General features: G+C 62.1%; 10 protein-coding genes. 9 read left to right on the top strand and 1 reads right to left on the bottom strand.

What is annotated here, in order from left to right; translation table 11 throughout:
- Nucleotides 1–110: 110 nt before the first annotated feature.
- A complete protein-coding gene (locus Q5H92_RS15980) occupies nt 111–1,055 on the bottom strand; it encodes a GAF domain-containing DNA-binding protein (RefSeq protein WP_305012547.1) in 945 nt (314 codons plus the stop codon).
- A gap of 276 nt (nt 1,056–1,331) precedes the next feature.
- On the opposite strand from Q5H92_RS15980, the gene Q5H92_RS15975 reads away from it, so the two are divergent.
- The 9 genes from Q5H92_RS15975 (at nt 1,332) to Q5H92_RS15935 (ending at nt 19,382) form a co-directional block, all read left to right on the top strand.
- Nucleotides 1,332–1,691: a Sec-independent protein translocase subunit TatA/TatB gene (locus tag Q5H92_RS15975; RefSeq protein WP_305012546.1), complete on the top strand. Its 360-nt coding sequence runs from the start codon at nt 1,332–1,334 to the stop codon at nt 1,689–1,691.
- 43 nt (nt 1,692–1,734) lie between these two features.
- Nucleotides 1,735–2,205: a Sec-independent protein translocase subunit TatA/TatB gene (locus Q5H92_RS26690; protein WP_369811155.1), complete on the top strand. Its 471-nt coding sequence runs from the start codon at nt 1,735–1,737 to the stop codon at nt 2,203–2,205.
- 28 nt (nt 2,206–2,233) lie between these two features.
- Nucleotides 2,234–3,664 carry an Asp-tRNA(Asn)/Glu-tRNA(Gln) amidotransferase subunit GatA gene (gatA, locus tag Q5H92_RS15965; RefSeq protein ID WP_305012545.1) on the top strand — a complete coding sequence of 477 codons (1,431 nt, stop codon included), beginning with the start codon at nt 2,234–2,236 and terminating at the stop codon, nt 3,662–3,664.
- Between the two features lie 150 nt (nt 3,665–3,814).
- Complete coding sequence (locus tag Q5H92_RS15960) at nt 3,815–5,974, top strand: LysM peptidoglycan-binding domain-containing protein (protein WP_305012544.1); 2,160 nt, start codon at nt 3,815–3,817, stop codon at nt 5,972–5,974.
- Between the two features lie 167 nt (nt 5,975–6,141).
- Nucleotides 6,142–8,412, top strand: a complete 2,271-nt coding sequence (locus Q5H92_RS15955; protein ID WP_305012543.1) for an NADP-dependent malic enzyme — start codon at nt 6,142–6,144, stop codon at nt 8,410–8,412.
- Nucleotides 8,413–8,701: 289 nt separating this feature from the next.
- A complete protein-coding gene (gene ruvA / locus Q5H92_RS15950; RefSeq protein WP_305012542.1) occupies nt 8,702–9,307 on the top strand; it encodes a Holliday junction branch migration protein RuvA in 606 nt (201 codons plus the stop codon).
- 236 nt (nt 9,308–9,543) lie between these two features.
- A complete protein-coding gene (gene sov, locus Q5H92_RS15945; protein WP_305012541.1) occupies nt 9,544–17,079 on the top strand; it encodes a T9SS outer membrane translocon Sov/SprA in 7,536 nt (2,511 codons plus the stop codon).
- Nucleotides 17,080–17,177: 98 nt separating this feature from the next.
- Nucleotides 17,178–17,558, top strand: coding sequence for a glycine cleavage system protein GcvH (gene gcvH, locus Q5H92_RS15940; RefSeq protein WP_305012540.1), 381 nt, complete (start codon nt 17,178–17,180; stop codon nt 17,556–17,558).
- A 60-nt stretch (nt 17,559–17,618) separates the two neighbouring features.
- Nucleotides 17,619–19,382, top strand: a complete 1,764-nt coding sequence (locus Q5H92_RS15935; protein ID WP_305012539.1) for a M28 family peptidase — start codon at nt 17,619–17,621, stop codon at nt 19,380–19,382.
- Nucleotides 19,383–19,424: the final 42 nt, after the last annotated feature.

The raw sequence follows: 19,424 nt of genomic DNA, 5'->3' as shown, positions 1-19,424 counted from the left end.
GGGGGCGGCGCGGGGCTCATAACAGGGCAACTCGGCGAATGGAGCCTCCGGCACGGTGAACGTCGCATTCGGCTGGGCGCAGTGCTGAAACGGTACAGCACCCTGCCGAATCAAACTAGGTTCAACCGGCCCAGCAGACCGGCTTTGTAGGAGCTGCCGATGGGCACGCGCACCGCGGTACGCGCCGCGGTGCCGTCGCGCACGCCGTCGAGCAGGGCCACGTCGCCTTCAATGGCCACAATGCGGTCGAGGCGCACGATGTACTTGCGGTGCACCCGGGCAAAATCGCGCACCGGCAGCTTGGTTTCAAGGTCCTTCATGGTGCCGTACATGGTGAGGCGCTCGCGAATGGTGTGCAGATTTACGTAGTCGCCCAGGGCTTCCACGTACTGCAGGTCGGCGGTGGGCACGCGCACGAGGCGCTGGTCCTGCTTCACGAATATTTCGGCGCGGGTATTAATGTAAATGTTGTCGCTCACGTTGTTGGCCATGCGCAGCACACCTTCGAGCTTCTGCCGCTCGTCTTCGAGCTGCAGGCGAATGCGGCGCAGCTCCAGATTGGCCATTACCTGGCGGGCCAGGATGCGGAGGGCGTCGCGCTGGTCGGTGGTGAGCTCGCGCGGAATGGTGTCGATGGCGCAGAGCGTGCCCAGGGGCTGGCCTTCGGGCGAGAGCAACGGGGCCCCGGCGTAGAAGCGGATGTTGGGCTCGCCGGTCACCAGCGGGTTGTCGGCAAAGCGGGCGTCGGCGGTGGCGTCGCGCACTTCGTACACGTTATTGGCCCGCATGGCGTACTGGCAAAAGGCGTGTTCGCGCGGGGTGTCCTGCACGTTGAGGCCCACGCGGGCTTTAAACCACTGGCGTTCGCCGTCAATCAGGGAAACCAGCGAAATGGGCGTGCCGCAGATGAAGGCGGCCAGCTGCGCGATGTCGTTGAACACCTGCTCCGGGGCCGTATCCAGCACTTGGTAGCTTTGCAGCGATTCCAGGCGGTCGGCCTCGTTCACCTGACGCAGGGAAGCATCGGTCGGCGTGGCGAATTTGGGTGATTTCACAGCGAATAGTGGCAAGGAGTGGAAATTTCACCCAGAGCTTTGGTAATAATAAAGCTCAAAGTGAAAAACTTAACAAAACTAGTTAAGTGTTGATGTCCGCAGTGGGCATTCCGTTCAATCCTGATTTTCACCCGGCCAACCGCACCGATTTACCCGCCAAATCGCCGCTTCATTCAGCAAACACCTGCTATCCGGTATCTTTGATACTCCAAAACGCGTTTGGCTGCGTATATCCTCCTTTATCATCCTAAACGGGCCTTGGCGGCCCTTGCGCTCATGCATCATCCCCTGTTTCTGATTGGCAGCTTTGGTACCACCGAAATGCTGCTCATTCTTTTCGTTGTTATCCTGCTGTTTGGCGCCAAACGCATTCCGGAGCTGTTCCGGGGCATGGGCCAGGGCGTGCGCGAGTTCAAAGACGCCAGCACCCGGCCTGAGGAGCAGCAGCCGCAGTACCGCGACCAGCCGGCCGCGCCGCCCGTGCAGCCGCCCTATCAGCAGCCGTATCCTCAGCAAGGCTACCCCCAGCAGCCCCAGCAGGGTTACCCGCAGCAAGGTGCTCCGCAAACCGGCTACCAGCAGCCCGCGCCGCCCGCCTACAACCCCAACGACCCGGCTTCGCAGCCGCGCCAGTAGCGCCGCGCTTTTCTTATTCTAGTCATTCAAACCCCACTTTCTTATGTTTGGTGATATCGGCGGTTCCGAGGTGATACTGATAATGGTTGTCATCCTCATTTTTTTTGGAGCCAATAAAATTCCTGAGTTAGCCCGGGGCCTGGGCAAAGGCATCCGCGAGTTCAAAGACGCCAGCACCGAAATCCGGCGCGAATTTGAGCAGGCCGGCCAGCCCGCGCCGCCCGCGAACAACTACGCGGCCCAGCAGCAGTACGGCCCCCAAAACCAGTACCCGGCCCCCTTGCCGGTGGCGGATGCCGAGCCCGGTTCAGGTTTCGACCCCTGGGCTTCGCCGGCTTATGTAGCGCCCACTACGGTAGCTGCGGCCACTACGCCCGAACATCCCATTACGCATAAAACCGAGGAGCCCGCGCCGCCCGTGGCGCACCAGCTGCCGCCTAACCTGGCGCCGGAGGGCACCCAGCCCCGGCAGCCCTATATTCCGGCTAATGCTAGTCCTGGCGCTGATGCCTAACTTTGGGCGCACCTAATCTGCAAGTAGTTTGAAGCGTTTTCAGTCTTTATCCGAAGTTCGTAGCGAGCTGACGGCGGGCACCACGTCCTGCCGCCAGCTCGTTGAGTATTACCTGGGCAACATCGAGCGCCAGAACCCCACCCTCAACGCCTTCCTGGAAGTGTGGCCCGACGAGGCCCGCACCCAGGCCGACGCCGTCGACGCTAAGCTGGCCGCTGGCACCGCCGGCCCGCTGGCCGGCATGGTCATCGGCCTCAAGGATGTGCTGGCCTACGCCGGCCACTCGCTGCAAAGCAGCAGCCTGATGCTCGACGGGTTCAAGTCGCTCTACACCGGCACGGCCGTGCAGCGCCTGCTCGATGCCGACGCTATCCTCATCGGCCGCCAGAACTGCGACGAGTTTGCCATGGGCGGCTCGAACGAAACTTCCTACTTCGGCCCCGCCCGCAACGCGGCCGACCCCAGCCGGGTGCCCGGCGGCTCGTCGGGCGGCTCGGCCGTGGCCGTGCAGGCCGATATGTGCCTGGCCTCGATTGGGTCCGATACGGGCGGCTCGGTGCGGCAGCCGGCGGCGTTTTGCGGGGTGGTGGGCTTCAAGCCCACTTACTCGCGCATTTCGCGCTACGGGCTGGTGGCCTTCGCCTCGTCGTTCGACCAGATTGGGCCCATCACCCGCTCGGTGGCTGATGCCGCCCTGCTGACCGAAATAATGGCCGGCCCCGATGGCATGGACAGCACCGCCAGCCAGCGCGAAGTGCCCGCCTACAGCCAGCTCCTCACGCCCGCGCCGCACTATCGCATCGGCTACATTGCTGATGCCATCGACAACGAGGGCCTGAACCCCGAAATCAAGGCGGCGCTGGAAACCCAGCTGGAACTGCTGCGCGGCCAGGGCCACGTGGTGGAAGCGGTGGATTTCCCCTACCTCGACTACATGATTCCGACCTACTACATCCTCACCACCGCCGAAGCCAGCTCCAACCTGGGCCGCTTCGACGGGGTGAAGTACGGCTACCGCGCCCCGGATGCCACGGACCTGGAGTCGCTCTACAAGAAAAGCCGCGCCCAAGGCTTCGGGGCCGAGGTGCAGCGGCGCATTCTGCTGGGCACCTTCGTGCTCAGCGCCAGCTACTACGACGCTTACTACACCAAGGCCCAGCGCGTGCGCCGGCTCATCAAGGAAAAAACCGATGAGTTGCTGCGCCAGTACGATTTCCTAGTGCTGCCTACCACGCCCACCACGGCCTTCAAAATCGGCGAGAAGCAAGACCCGGTTTCGATGTATCTGGCCGATATTTTCACCGTGCAGGCCTCGCTGGCCGGCGTGCCCGCCATTTCGGTGCCGGTAGGGGAGGACGCTGCCGGCCTGCCTATCGGCCTGCAGGTAATGGCCGGCGCCTTCCGCGAGGCCGAGTTGCTGGCCTTCGCCAGCGCGCTGACCGAGGAAGTTGTGGCGTAAGAACAAGTCTGTTTAAATAAATGAGAAATGCCCCGGCCAATTGGTCGGGGCATTTTTTTGGTTGGGCACTATCCAATGCTGGTTAAGACTCGTATGGAAATTTTTGCTTTCATCTCTACAAGTTCTTTACCCACCGCCTATCTTAGTGCTATGAAGCAAGGGATTAAGCACGCAAAAACGCCTCGTAACAGCCGCCGCTGGCTGGGCCTGGGGCTACTGGGGCTGCTGTTGCCGCTGCCCAAAGCCATGGCCCAGGAGGTGCCCGCTCCAGACCCAAATGGCCAGGTAATTTCCACGATGCCAGCGCTGTTAGGCGACACCGTGCGGGTGCGCCTGGAGCTGCAGCCCGACACGCTGGTGGCCGCGCCCGTGCCGGTCGACTCGGCCCGGCTGGAGTGGCTGCGCACGCCGCCCACTCTGCGCGACTTGGTAGGCGACCGGGTGGGCTGCTTCGAAACCGATGCACCCCACCAGTTCAACAGCTCGGTTATGGCCTACGTGACCTTATTCACAGCCCGCAACCGCAGCTACCTGCAGCGCGTGCTGGAGCGCGAAAACCTCTACTTCCCCACCTTCGAGAAATACCTCGCCAAATACAACCTTCCTACCGACCTGAAATACCTGGCCGTGGTGGAGTCGGCTCTGATTCCGACGGCCAAGTCGCCGGTGGGCGCCACCGGCCTCTGGCAGTTTATGGGCCCCACGGCCGGCGACCTGCGCCTGGTGCGCGACGAATGGGTGGACGAGCGCATGGCCCCAGAAAAGGCCACCGAAGCCGCCTGCAAGCACCTGCGCTACCTCTACGGCGTGTTTCACGACTGGGAGCTGGTGCTGGCCGCCTACAACTGGGGTGCAGGCAGCGTGCAGCGCGTGATGCGCCGCACCGGCAAAAAAACTTTCTGGGACTTGTATCCGCACATGCCGGCCGAAACGCGCAACTACGTGCCCACCTTCACAGCCATCATGTACAGCATGAAATATGCTGAGGCCCACGGCCTGCGCAGCGACAAGCTGCGCTACCAGTACGCCGAACCCATGGACACGCTGGGCCTGCGCGGCCGCGCCTTCGACCTGCGCCGTCTGAGCCGCGCCTGCGGCTACGACGACTCGCTGTTTCTCACGCGCTTCAACCCGGAGCTGCGGCGCGCGGCGCTGCCCGCCGGCTACCGATCCTACGTGGTACGGTTTCCTGCCTCGGCGGCCGAGCATTTTGGCGATGTGGACCGCAATACCTTGCTGGACTACTGCCAGCCCACGGCAGAGCTGCCGCGGCCCCTGGCGGTGCTGCCGCCCCGCCTGGAGGGCGTGGAACCTTGGGTGAGCAAGCAGTTGCTGGCCGCCACCGCTGGCCCGCGGGCCGAGGATGAATCTGCTGCGCCCCGCTACCGGCGGGTGCCGCACAAGGTGAAGAAAGGCGAAACCCTGGCCAGCCTGGCTGAGCGGTTTGAAGTAAGCCAAAGCCAACTGCGCCGCTGGAACGAGTTGCCGAAGGGCAAGGCATTGAAGCCGGGCAAGCAGCTGGTGATTTTTGTGCCCATGCCCACGGCGGCGCCCAGCGTGCCGAAAGCGCCGGCCGAAGCTTTGGCTATTGCCGCGCCGAAATCGGTTCGTCCGGTCGTTTCCGATGAAGAAGCGTTGGCCCGCAAGGAGCAAGCCGCTGCCAACGCCCGCGAGGTAGCCCGGGTGCAGGAATTAATTAAGCAGGAAAAGCTCCAGGAAACTCGCTTAGTGGCTATTCGGCAGCGGCAGGCCATTCAGCAGGCCGCCGCTGATGCGCAGGCCCGCGCGGCCGCCCGTCGCCTGGCCCAGACCCAGGCCGCCGAAACCCGCCGCAACGAAGCCAAAGCAACTGTAGTCGCCGCTGAGCCGGAAGTTGCCATTGAAACCGCTTCGGCCAATGAAGAGCCCGCCAACTCCGGCCCCTACACCGTGCGCCGGGGCGATAATCTCACCAAGCTGGCCCGGGCGCACGACGTGAGTGTGGCGCAGCTGGTGGCCTGGAACAAGCTGAATTCCGAAAATGTGGTGATGGGCCAGCGGCTGGTATTCAGCGCGCCTGTGGAAGCTGAGGCAGTGGCCGAAGCGCCCCGCAAACAGCCGAAAACGGCGGCGAAAGAGTTAGCCGCCGCGCCCAAAGCCGCGCTGAGCAAGCACGACCTGGCCTCGAAGGTGCATCTGGTGCAGCCGGGCGATACGCTGTTCAATATCTCGCGCCGGTTTGGGGTGAGTGTGCAGCAACTGCGCGAAGTCAACCACCTCACTTCCGATGAAGTGAAGCTGGGCCAGAAGCTGGTCGTGCCGCAGAGCTGATTTCTGGTTATTGGTGGCTGGTTTTTGGTTTTCGGTTCGCAGCTGAAAACCAAGAACCAAAAACCAAAAACAAACAAAACCCGGCATTGCCGCGCTTTTCGACCTAATTTCGCCTTACACGGCCGCGCTGCCCGCGCGGCCGTTTTCATTTCCCGAAGAATTCCCCGATGCTGAAAATAAACAAGCAAGACGCCCTCGACTACCACTCGCAGGAGCCCGCCGGCAAGATTGAGGTCATCCCCACCAAACCCGTCAGCACCCAACTCGACTTGGCCCTGGCTTACTCGCCCGGCGTGGCCGAGCCCTGCAAAGCCATTGCCGAAAACCCGGATGACGTGTACAAATACACCGCCAAGGGTAACCTGGTGGCCGTCATCTCAAACGGCACGGCCGTGCTGGGTTTGGGCAATATTGGCCCGGCCGCCAGCAAACCGGTGATGGAAGGCAAAGGTGTGCTATTCAAGAAGTTTGCGGGTATCGACTGCTTCGATATTGAGATAGACGCCACCGACCCCGACGAGTTTATCAAGATTGTGAAGTCGCTGGAACCCACTTTCGGCGGCATCAACCTGGAAGACATCAAGGCACCGGAGTGCTTCCGCATTGAGACGGAGCTGCGCGAGAAGATGAACATCCCGCTGATGCACGACGACCAGCACGGCACGGCCATTATCACCTCAGCGGCGCTGCTGAACGCGCTGGAAATCGTGGGCAAAAAGATTGACGAAGTGCAGCTGGTGGTGAGCGGCGCGGGCGCGGCGGCTGTGTCATGCCTGCGGCTGTACCTGGCGTTGGGGTTGAAAAAGGAAAACGTGGTGGTGTTCGATAAGGACGGCCTCATCCACGAGCGGCGCACCAACCTGGCGCCCATTCAGATGCAGTTTGCCACCAACCGCTCGGTGAACAACCTGGAGGAAGCTATGGAAGGCGCCGACGTGTTTCTGGGCCTGTCGGCGGCCAACGTGCTGCCGGCCGGCCTACTGCTGAAAATGGCGCCGAACCCCATCGTCTTCGCTCTCGCCAACCCCGACCCCGAGGTGAGCTACCAACTGGCCATGGCCACGCGCGACGACCTCATCATGGCAACCGGCCGCTCCGACCATCCCAACCAGGTGAACAACGTGCTGGGCTTCCCCTACATTTTCCGGGGGGCCTTGGACGTGCGCGCCACCGAAATCAACGAGGCCATGAAGCTGGCGGCGGTGCACGCCCTAGCCGAACTCAGCAAGGAGCCCGTGCCCGAGATGGTGAACAAGGCCTACGGCGACAACACGCTGGCGTTTGGGCGTACCTACCTCATTCCCAAGCCGCTCGACCCGCGTCTCATCACAAGCATTAGCCCCGCCGTGGCCAAAGCCGCCATGGAAAGCGGGGTGGCCAAAGCGCCCATCGAGGACTGGGCGGCCTACGAAGACCAGCTCCGCGCCCGCCTCGGCGTGAACCAGAAGCTGATGAACCGCATGACCTCGGCCGCCCGCGCCAACCCCAAGCGCGTGGTATTTGCCGAAGCCGACAACTACAAGATTCTCAAAGCTGCCCAGATTCTGCGCGACGAGGGCATTTGCTGGCCCATTCTGCTGGGGCCGCAGGAAAAGATTGAAGCCATTGCCCGCGAAAACAGCGTGGACCTGGAAGGCTGTGAAATCATCAACATTCTGAAGCAGGACGCCAAGCGCGATGAGTACGCTAAGTTGCTGTACCATAAGCGTCAGCGCCGCGGTATGACGCTTTATGAAGGCCGCCGCCTGATGCGGGAGCGCAACTACTTCGCCGCCATGATGGTGGAAACCGGCGAGGCCGACGCCTGCATCACCGGCCTCACCAAGGACTACGGCAAGAGCATTATTCCCTCGCTGCAGGTTATCGGCACTGAGGATGGGGTGCGCCGCGTGGCTTCGATGTACATCATTCAGCACAAAAAGGGGCCTTACTTCTTTGCTGATACCACGGTGAACATCAACCCCACGGCCGAGGAAATGGTGGAGATTATCGGCCTCACGGCCCGCGCCGTGCGTTTCTTCGACACCGAGCCGCGCATTGCTGTCATCAGCTACTCCAACTTCGGCTCCAATTCCGGCGTGCTGCCCGAAAAGACCCGCCGTGCCACCGAGCTGGCAAAAGCCCGCTTTCCCAACCTGCTGATTGACGGCGAGATGCAGGCCAACGTGGCCCTGAGCCCGCAGCTGCTCCAGGAGCACTACGATTTCTCGCCCTTGGCCGAGAAAGGCGCCAATACCCTGGTGTTTCCGAACGTGGAATCGGGCAACATTGCCTACAAGGTGTTGCAGGAAATCGGCGGTGCTGAGGTAATTGGGCCCGTATTGATGGGCATGCGCAAGCCGGTGCACATCCTGCAGCTCGGTGCCAGCGTGCGCGACATCGTGAATATGGCCTCCATTGCCGTGGTCGATGCGCAGATGGGCAGCAAGGCGCTGTAGGGGCGGTGTTTTAGAACAATTTAGAACAAACGTAGGAACGTCATGCTGAGCGCAGCCGAAGCATCTCTACCGCAATAGTAAATCTGATTACTTGCGCGGTAGAGGTGCTTCGGCTGCGCTCAGCATGACGTTCTTTTTTTCTGATTCTGTTGCCCATCACAACCGCTTCACAACTTCTTCATTTCACCCAAAATTTTTGGCCGAAAAGCCAGTAAATTTGGGAGGGAAAACCCCGTCACGGGTGTTGCCCAGCTGCTGAAGCACATTTTTGTTCCTCCTTTCCCTCCCTATGATTGCCTACCTCGACGGTAAATTAGCTTACAAAGACGCCACCCAGGCCATTGTGGATATTCTGGGCGTGGGCTACGAAGTCCGCATCTCGCTGGCCACGTTTTCCAAGCTGCCGGCCGAAGGCGCGGCCACGAAAATCTACACCTACCAGCACATTAAAGAAGACGGCCAAACGCTCTACGGCTTTCTGGACCCCAGCGAGAAGGCGCTGTTTATGCAGCTGATTTCGGTGTCGGGCATTGGGCCGGGCACGGGCATTGTGATGGTGAGCAGCATGAGCGTGGGCGAAATCCGCGAGGCCATTGTGAGCGGCAACGTGCGCGCCATTCAGGCCATCAAGGGCGTGGGGCCAAAAACCGCCCAGCGCGTGATTCTGGAGCTGCAGGACAAGCTCCGCAAGGACGAATTACTGGCCAAGGCCGGTGTCGACACCGTGCCGCTGGCCCGCCAGCACAATACGCGGCGCGCCGAAGCGTTGCAGGCCTTGGTGACCCTCGGCTTTGCGCGGGCCGCCGCCGAGAAGCAGCTGGACCAGATTCAGCACAAACACGGTGGGGAGCTGAGCGTGGAGGAATTGATTAAATTTGCTTTGAAGTCGCATTGAGTCTGGACGGTTTTTTGCGGTTGGCCAACAGCTTTTAGCTGCTAGCCGACCGTGCCTGCGCCCTCATCGGGGCGACAAGCTTCCTTGCCCAAGGTGCTTCGGTATCGAAGAGCTACCTGATTGCCGCCGGTATCTTACTGGCTAACAGCTAACTGCTATCGGCTAACTGCTGCAATAGCTTTATCCACTTATCCTGCTTGAAATCCGGTCAGAAATTACTCCCCGCGTCGGTAGTTGTGGTTGCGTCGTTGCTGACGTGGTGGGCCCAGGCCTCGCCTGTGGCGGCGCCGCGTCTCGGCCGCTTGTGGCTGCGCGCCAGCCGGGCCCTGGCCCAGGATACCCCTCGCCCCAAGGGCGCGGTGGCCGATACCACGGGCCCCTACAAGCCCAGCAAACGGCCCCGAGTACGGGCCCACGACCGGCCGGGTAGCCCCTTCGGGCCGCACCGCCGCGAGTCGCCGCTGGTGCTGCCCTTGCCTAAGAACGTAAAACTGGGCGTCACGGTTGACGACAGCTTGCAAAAAGTGCAGGTGCAGGAGAAAATTGGCTCCGACATCGACTACCGCGACCCCAGCGCCCTCACCTACAAGCAGTACGAGGAGTACCAGCGCCGTCAGGCCGTGGCCGACTACTACCGCCAGAAGGCCAAGGGCGGCATTACGGGCCCGGCTGCCGCGCCCGGCACGCCGCAGGCCCAGCGCCTGATTCCCAAGATTTACCTCGGGCCCATTGCCAACCGCATTTTCGGGGGCAGCTACGTGGACATCCGGCCGGCGGGCTCGGTGACGCTCAAGTTTGGGGCCCGCTTTAACAAGAACGAAAACCCAGCCCTGACCTTGCGCCAGCAGAGCGTGGGCGACTTTTTGTTTGAGCAGAACATCAACGTTAACCTGACGGGCGCCATTGGCACCAAGCTCAAGCTGGTGTTCAACTACGACACCAAAGCCTCGTTCGACTTCGACAACCAGATGAAGTTCGATTACGCCGGTGAGGAAACGGACATCATCCGGAAGGTGGATTTGGGCAACGTGAGTTTGCCGCTCACCAACTCGCTGGTGCAGGGCGGCCAGAACCTGTTCGGCATCAAGACGCAGCTACAGTTTGGCAAGCTGGGCGTGACGGCCGTGGCCGCTACCGTGCGCGGCACCGCCGACGAAGTGCGCATCCAGAACGGGGCGCAGAGCCGGCAGTATGAAATCAAGGCCAGCCAGTACGAGAAGGACCGGCACTTTTTTCTGTCGCAGTTCTTCCGCGACCGGTACGACCAGGCCCTGCGCAACCTGCCCACCATCCAGAGCGGCGTGACCATCAACCGCCTGGAGGTGTACGTGACCAACGACAACCGCACCACCGAAAGCCTGCGCAACGTGGTGACGCTGATGGACCTGGCCGAGCCGTTCCGGCTCTATCAGAGTAAATACAGCCTAGGCAATCCCACCATTCAGACGCCGGCCAAGAACGAGGCCAACCGGCTGTTTGGAGCGGTGACCGGTGCCGCCGGCAGCCGCGACAACCTAGGTGTGGACAACTATCTGCAGGGCGCGCAGGGCCTGCTGAAAAACATCGACTACGAACGGGTGCGGGCCCGCAAGCTCGACACCCGCGAATACACCTTCAACGCCCAGCTCGGCTACATCTCGCTGAACACCGCCCTGCTGCCCGACCAGGTACTGGGCGTGAGCTACGAGTACATCTTTAATGGCCAGACCTACAAAGTGGGCGAGCTGTCGGGTGACTACAACAACGTGACCCCCGACCAGGTCATCTTCCTGAAGATGCTGCGCGCCAGCAACCCCGGCGTGGGCCTGGCCAACCCGGCGGCCAACCCGAACAATCCCAACCTGCTGACGCGCAACACGCCGACCTGGGATTTGATGATGAAAAACATCTATCCCCTGAACGCCTCGCAGTTGCAGCGCGACAACTTCCAGCTCCAGATTATTTATAAGGACGACGCTACCGGCGTCGATTTGATTTCGCTGAAGGAGGGCGCCCGCATTGCCAATCGGCCGCTGATTGAGGTGCTGAACCTCGACCACGTGAATTCCAACAACGACAAGCTGCCGGATGGCAACTTCGACTACTTCCCGGGCGTGACCATCGACCCGGAGCTGGGTAAAATCATTTTCCCGAACGTGCAGCCGTTCGGCAATTACCTGCAAACCCAGTTTGCGGGCGAGCCCGATAACATTACCAAATACGTTTACCAGGAACTGTACAACCAGACGCAGAGCGACGCCCAGCAGGTGCAGGAGAAGGACAAGTTCTTCCTGCGCGGGCGCTTCCAGGGTGGCTCCAGCTCCGACGAAATCAACCTGCCGGGCATCGGCATTGCGCAGGGGTCGGTGCGCGTCACGTCGGGCTCGACGCTGCTGACCGAGGGCGTGGACTACCAGGTATTCTACGACCAGGCCAAGGTGAAAATTCTGAATCCGGCCTACCTCAACTCGGCCAATGAGCTGAAGGTGAGCTTTGAGAAGAATGCGCTGGTGCAGGTGCAGCCGCGCAAGCTGGTGGGCGTGCGCCTCGACTATAAGCTGAACAACGACGTGACCATCGGCGGCACGGCCCTGCATTTGCTGGAAAACCAGGCGCCGGGCATCAACCGCGTGAACATTGGCGACGAGCCGGGCAACAACACGCTCATTGGCCTGGATGGCGCCATTCGGAAAGACAGCCGGGTGCTGACCAAGTACCTCGACATGCTGCCCTTCGTGTCGACGAAGGAGATTTCGACCATTGCCTTCAGCGGGGAATTTGCCAAGCTGCTGCCGGGCCGCTCGCAGTTGGGCAACGGCGAGAACGGCGTGTCGTACGTCGATGACTTTGAGAATGCGCGCACGCCTTACACGCTGGGCGGGCTGGCCAGCATTCCGGCCTGGCGCCTGGCCAGCACGCCGCTGCCGCAGGCCAGCAGCGCGGCCGTGGGCCTGGGCTACAACTACCAGCGCGCCAAGCTGGCCTGGTACACCATCGACCAGAGCTACTACACCGGCGGCCCCAACGTGCCCGGCAACATCAGCGCGGCCGACCTGAACAACCACTACGTGCGCGGGGTGAAGCGCGACGAGGTGTTTCCAAACAAGGATTTGGGCTCGACGGGCAACGGCTTCGAGTACACCTTCGACATGGCCTACTACCCCAACGAGCGGGGCGCCTACAACTACAACCCGAACGTGAGCGCCGACGGCAAGCGGCTGAACCCCACGCAGCCGGGGCTCAACGTCAACAACTTCGCGGGGGTGAGCCGGGCCATCACCTTCGATACCGACTTTGACAACGCCAACATCGAGTACCTGGAGTTCTGGATGATGGACCCGTTTCTAAAGGCGACGAACCCGAGCGCGCCGGCCGAGCGGGTGAACATCACCGACCAGGACGGCAACGACGCGCCCAACACCACCGGCGGCGACCTCATCATCAACCTCGGCAACGTGAGCGAGGACGTGCTGAAGGACAACAGCCAGTACGAGTTCGAGAACGGCCTGCCCGCGCCCGGCGTGGACCCGACCGGCCTGACGGCCACCACGCCCTACGGCATCGTATCGCGCCAGCAGTTCCTGACCGATGCCTTCAACGCCTCGCCGGGCGCCCGCGCCGCCCAGGACGTGGGCCTCGACGGCCTGAACAACGACGGCGAGCGGGCCAAAGCCACCGCCGCGGCCCCCGAAATTCCGTATGGCCCGGCCTACCAAAGCCTGCCCGACCCCTCGGCCGATGACTTCCGCCACCACCTCGACCCGAGCTACGACCAAACCAACACCAAGCTGCTGGGCCGCTACAAAAACTACGATGGCTACGACGGCAATTCGCCCGAAAACAGCCAGCTCAGCTCGACGGCCTATCCCGACAAGGAAGACCTGAACCGCGACAACGTGGTGCAGGACGTGGAGCGCTACTACGAGTACCGTATTCGGCTGGGCGCCCAGCCCGGCGACCTCGACGTGGGCTCGAACTACATCATCGACAAGGTGACGAACACCGTGAACGGCGACCAAGTGACGTGGTACCAGTTCCGCATTCCGATTCGGGACGGCTTCACGGCCATTCGGGGCAATAACAACCAGGCGTTCGGCTTCAAGTCCATCCGCTTTCTGCGCATGTACATGACCAACTGGACCGAACCCGTGGTGCTGCGCATGGTGCAGCCGCAGTTTGTGGCCAACCAGTGGCGCCGCTTCAACTACCGGATTGTGGACAGCGGCCAGGGCGGCAATTTGCCAACCAACCAGCTCACCGACGCCGACGCTTTCAGTATCTCGACGGTGAGCGTGGAGGAAAACGGCCTGGCCGTGGCGGTGGGTACGAATAAAATTCCATACGTCTCGCCGCCCGGTATTCTGCGCGACAAGGAGTACGGCAGCAGCAGCACCTCGCGCCTGCAGAACGAGCAGAGCCTGCGCCTGAGCGTGACCAACCTGCGCGACGGCTACGCCAAGGCGGCCTACAAAAACCTGACCATCAACATGCTGCGCTACAAGCGCCTGCGCATGTTCCTACACGGCGACACCGAGGACCGCACCACGCTCAGCGGCGATACCCGCGCTTTCCTGCGCATCGGCACCGACTACACCCAGAACTACTACGAGTACTCGCTGCCGCTGCAGCTCACGGACATCAACCAGGTGACGGGCTCGGAGGAGAACAAGGCCAACCAGGTGTGGCCCGAAGCCAACCGCATCGACGTGTCGTTTCAGGACTTCATCGATGCCAAGGCCAAGCGCAACCAGGCCATTCCCCAGCGGCCGCTGAACGTGCCCTACACCGTGACGCTGCCCAATGGCGCCACCATTACGGTGGTGGGCAACCCCGACTTCTCGGCCGTGCAGGGCGTGATGATTGGGGTGCTGAACCCTTTCAACGACAACGCCGACCCCAGCACGTCCTCGAAAACCGTGAACCTGTGGGCCGATGAGTTCCGGGTGTTCGACTTTGAGCAGCAGGCCGGCTACGCGGCCACGGCCCGCCTGAACGTGAAAATGGCCGACCTGGCCAACATCACGGCCACGGGCAGCTTCACCAGCGTGGGCTTCGGCGGATTGCAGGACAAGGTGCAGCAGCGCTCCATCGACAACGTGTTCCGGGGCGACCTCAACGCCACTGTGGCGGCCGAGAAGTTCCTGCCACCCCAGCTGAACGTGCGCCTGCCCGTGCTGCTGCAAATTGGCCAGGAAACCCGCACGCCCCTCTACGACCCCCTGGACCCCGACACCAAGCTGGAGCAGAGCCTGCTGAAATTCAACAAAGGCTCGGACACGCAAAATGCGACGGCGCAAGCCGAGTACCGCAAGAAGGTGATTGACCAGACCACCAGCCGCAGCATTTCGGTGCTGAACGCGCGCAAGGAGCGGGGCCAGCCCAAGCCCGGCGCGCCGGTAGCCAAGCCCAAGCCCTGGGATGTGGAAAACGTGGCCCTGAGCTACTCGCTGACCGACCGCCTGCACACCGACATCCGCACCGACCGCGATTACACCAAGGCCTACACGGCGGCCGTGGCCTACGTGTACCAGACCACGCCCAAGAACTACACGCCATTGGCCAACTTCAAGGCCCTGGACAACCCGTACCTGAAGATTTTCAAGGAAATCAACTTCACGCCGCTGCCGTCGCGCTTCTCGTTCCGCACCGACATTGACCGGCGCTACAACGAGCGGTTTCTGCAGCGCATCCTGAACCCGGGCGAGGTGCCCAGCACCGACGGCATTGCGCCTGTGATTCAGAAGTCGTTCTACATCAGCCGGATTTACGACCTGAAGTGGGACCTGACCAAGAGCCTGATTTTCGACTACACCGCCACCAACCGGGGCGTGGTGGACGAAGGCCCGGGCCGCACCATCGGCGTGAGCGACGAGGCCGTGCGCAACCGCGACCAGGTGCAGCAAAACCTGCTGCGCGGCGGCCGCACCACCAACTTCACCCAGACGGCGGCCCTGACCTACCGCCTGCCGCTCGACAAGTTCCCGCTCACCGACTGGCTGAGCGCCGACACCCGCTACTCGGCCAACTACAACTGGCAGGCCGCCTCGCGCGGGCAGCGCGCCTTGCTGCACCCCACCGACCCCATCGACACGACCACCTATGTGCTCGACCTGGGCAACACCATTCAGAACAACGCCGAGCTGAGCGCCAACGGCAAGATTGACCTGGTGAAGCTCTACAACAAGGTGAAGTTTCTCAACATCATCAACAACGCGTCGCCGCCCAGCGTGAAGGCCCGCCCGCGCGAGGAGCTGGAAAACCGGGGCGCCCCCGGCGATGCCCGCCGCAACGTGGTGAAGGCCCCGGCCGATACCACCAAGGAGAAGTACCGCTTCGTGAAAGCCGTGCTGCGCTCGCTGATGACGGCCCGCTCCCTCAACTTCACCTACGCCCGCTCCAACGGCACGCTGCTGCCCGGCTACCTGCCCAAAACCAAGCTGTTTGGCCTCGAAAACTACGGCGTGGGCGATGAGATGGGCCTAGCGCCGGGCATCCCGTTCATTCTGGGCCGGCAGTACAGCCTGCCGGAGCTGTACAGCATCGCCAGCAGCCGCGGCTGGTACACCGACCAGAGCCAGTACCTCAACACGGCCCTCAGCTCGCTGCTGACCGAAACGCTTACGCTGCGCACCACCCTGGAGCCCTTCCGCGACTTCAACGTTCAGGTGGATGCCCGCCGGCAGCTGGCCCGCAACAACGAGTCGTACTACCGCCGCAAGGTGAACGAAACCACGCTGGAGCCGCTGAATGAGGACATTGTGCCGCAGTCGCTGGGCTCGGGCTCGTTCAGCACGTCCACCGTCACCATCCAGACCTTGTTTGGTGATTTGAGTGCCAACGGCGAAAAATCGGCCTCTTTCGACCGGTTCGTGGCCAACCGGAAAATCGTACAGGAAAAGCTTTCGTCCGACAGCCGCACCAACCCGGCTAGCAGCCTGACCGGCTACGGCTACAACTCGCAGGCCGTGCTTATCCAGAGCTTCAACGACGCCTACCACGGCAAGTCGTCGGACGGCTATAAGGCCGACAAGTTCAATCCGTTTGCCATGCTGCCGTTGCCCAACTGGCGCGTCGACTACAACGGGTTTGCGCAGCTGCCGCTCATCAAGCGCTACTTCAGCACTTTCACGCTGAACCACGCCTACTCCTCGCTCTACAACGTGGGCAGCTACACCACCTCGAACCAGTACACGGCCGAGCCCAGCGTGGCCGTCATCTCCAGCTCGTCGGGGCAGTACATCCCGTACTACATTGTGAACCAAGTGAGCATTGTGGAGCGCCTATCGCCGCTCATCGGGGTTAATTTTCAGACCATCAGCAAGATGACCGGCCGCCTGGAATACCGCACCGACCGCTCGGTGGTGCTGAACACCACCAACGCCCAGGTCACGGAGCTATACACCAATGAAGTGGTGGTGGGCTTCGGCTACGCCACCAACAGCCTCAAGCTGCCCTTCCGGGTGGGCGGCGAGCAGCGCGTGTTGAAAAACAACCTCACCGCCCGTCTCGACCTCAGCATCCGCGACAACATCACGGTGCAGCGCAGCATCAACAACTCCTTCGACCCCGGCAATGCCGATGGCGAAACCCCCTCGGAGGGCACCAGCACCAGCACCATCACCAACGGCTCGAAAACCGTGCAGCTGCGCCCCACCGTCGACTACCTGCTCAACACGCGCCTCAACCTGCAGCTCTACTACAGCCAGACCATCACCACGCCGCGCATCAGCAACGCCTTCCGCAACTCCACCACCGAGGCCGGCGTGCAGCTCCGGTACAGCCTGGCGCAGTAGCGGGTTGGTGGATGAATGGATTGGTGGGTTGGCGAAGTTCGCTGCGTACTTTTGACCGGCAAATCCACCAACCCACTACTCCACCACCCCACCATCTTATGAACCTGCCCGCCACCCTGCATTATACCAAGGACCACGAATGGATTCGCGTTGAAGGCGATGTTGCCTACGTGGGCATTACCGACCACGCCCAGAAAGAGCTCGGCGACATCGTGTACGTCGACATCGACACGCTCGACAAAGACGTGGCCCAGCACGAAGTATTCGGCACGGTGGAAGCAGTGAAGACGGTTTCGGACCTGTTCAGCCCCATCACCGGCACGGTACTCGAAGTGAACGGCAAGCTGGCCGATTCCCCCGAAACCGTAAACTCCGACCCCTACGGCGACGGCTGGATGGTGAAAATTTCCATCGCCAAGCCCGAAGAGCTGGAATCCCTGCTCACCGCCGAAACCTACGGCGAACTGGTGGGCGCCTAGTTTTTAGTTTCAGTTGGTTGTTGTTAGTTGTTTGTGCAAAGTCGCGTTCACGATACCTCGATGCCTACAACTGACAACGACAAACTGACAACCAATACGAAACCCTACGCCGTCCTGCCACTTGGTTGGGCGGCGTTATTGCTTTACCTCACCCTGGCCCCGGCCGATAAGCTGCCGACCCAGCCCGTGTGGGAGCTGCTGAGCTTCGACACGTTTGCGCACGCCGCATTTTTTGCCGTGCAGGCGTTGCTGGCCTGGTTTTCGTTGCGCCGCCAGCGCCGATGGCCCCGCCTGGCCCGCCACGCCGGCTGGGTGGTGCTGCTGGGCTGCACGGCCTTCGGCGCCCTCATCGAAGCCCTGCAAATGGCCCTACCCTTCAACCGCCACGGCGAATGGAGCGACCTGCTGAGCGACAGCATCGGCACGGCCTTGGCTCTGGGCCTAGCCCATCTGGCTACGCCTGCGCTGCAACGGCGCGGGTGGGGGCTGGGGTTGCTGGTGGTGATACTGACGGGGCCTGCTGCGGCCCAAGACATGCCCCGCGCCCGCGCCACCATTGAGGCGCTGGCGGCGCCGGCCATGCACGGCCGCGGCTACGTGCAGCAGGGCGAGCACCTGGCCGCTGCCTATCTGCGCGGCCGCCTGCAGGAACTGAAACTCGAGCCGCTGGCACCCGACTACACCCAGCCGTTTACGCTGGATGTCAACACATTTCCGGGGCGGATGGAATTGGCGCTGAGCCGCAGCTGGTTTCCACAATTGGGCCGCCGTACCCGGCTGCGGGCCGGGCATGATTTCATTGCCGCGCCTCATTCGACGGGAGGTTATCTGCCAATATATCAGGTCATGTGCTATCTGGATAGCGCGACAGTAGTCACGCCCACCCGGCTGGCCTACTTTATGGATTTCACCCGCCAAACGCCGTGGTGTGTGACGATGCTTGACCGCTACGTGCAGCAGCCGGCGCACCTGCCGGCCCGGCTCCTCAGCCGGCTCGACTCCGCAGCGGCCATTATCAGCGTAGTGCCCAAACTCACCGCTTCGCTGGCCTCTGCGCCGGGCACGGCCATTCGCATCGAGGCATTGCCGCACCCTTTGTTGCAGCCGGTCGAACTTAACAAGCCCAGCGCGGCGGCTTCATCGGTAGGGATTACGATTGATGCAGAGTTCCTGCGCAACTACCAAACCCAGAATCTGGCGGCCGTGGTGCGCGGCACCGCCCAGCCCGATTCCTTCCTCGTCGTATCGGCCCACTACGACCACCTGGGCATGATGGGCAAAGACGTGTACTTCCCCGGCGCCAACGACAACGCCAGCGGTGTGGCCTTGCTCTTGGAACTGGCCGCCCACTACGCCCGCCCCGAAAACCGGCCCGCCTATTCGGTGGTCTTCCTGCTTTTTGGGGCCGAGGAAGCGGGTTTGGTGGGTTCCAGCTATTTTGTGGCCCACCCGCTCATCCCGCTCAAAAGCATCAAATTCCTTATCAACCTCGACCTGCTGGGTACCGGCGAGCAAGGCGCTACCGTGGTGAATGGACGCGTGTTTGAGGCGCCCTACCAGCGCCTGCTGGCCCTCAACAACGCCCACCACTACCTGCCCGCTCTGGCCGCCCGCGGCCGCGCCGCAAACTCTGACCACTACCCGTTTTCCGAAGCCGGTGTGCCTGCCTTTTTCATTTACACGCGCGGCGGCAGCACCGCTTACCACGATGTGAACGACCAGCCCGCCGCCCTGTCGCTCGTCGGTTTCCCAGGCGCCTTTGGCTTGGTGCGCGATTTCCTTAACGAAGAAGGCGCTGCACCCAGCGCAAAAAAAAGCCGGTAGCCGAACCTGCGTTCAACTACCGGCTCCAATGAATTACGCTGG

It is taken from the genome of Hymenobacter mellowenesis (assembly GCF_030581005.1).
In the GTDB taxonomy this organism is placed as follows: Bacteria; Bacteroidota; Bacteroidia; order Cytophagales; family Hymenobacteraceae; genus Hymenobacter; species Hymenobacter mellowenesis.
This window is presented reverse-complemented; position numbering and strand designations above follow the sequence as displayed.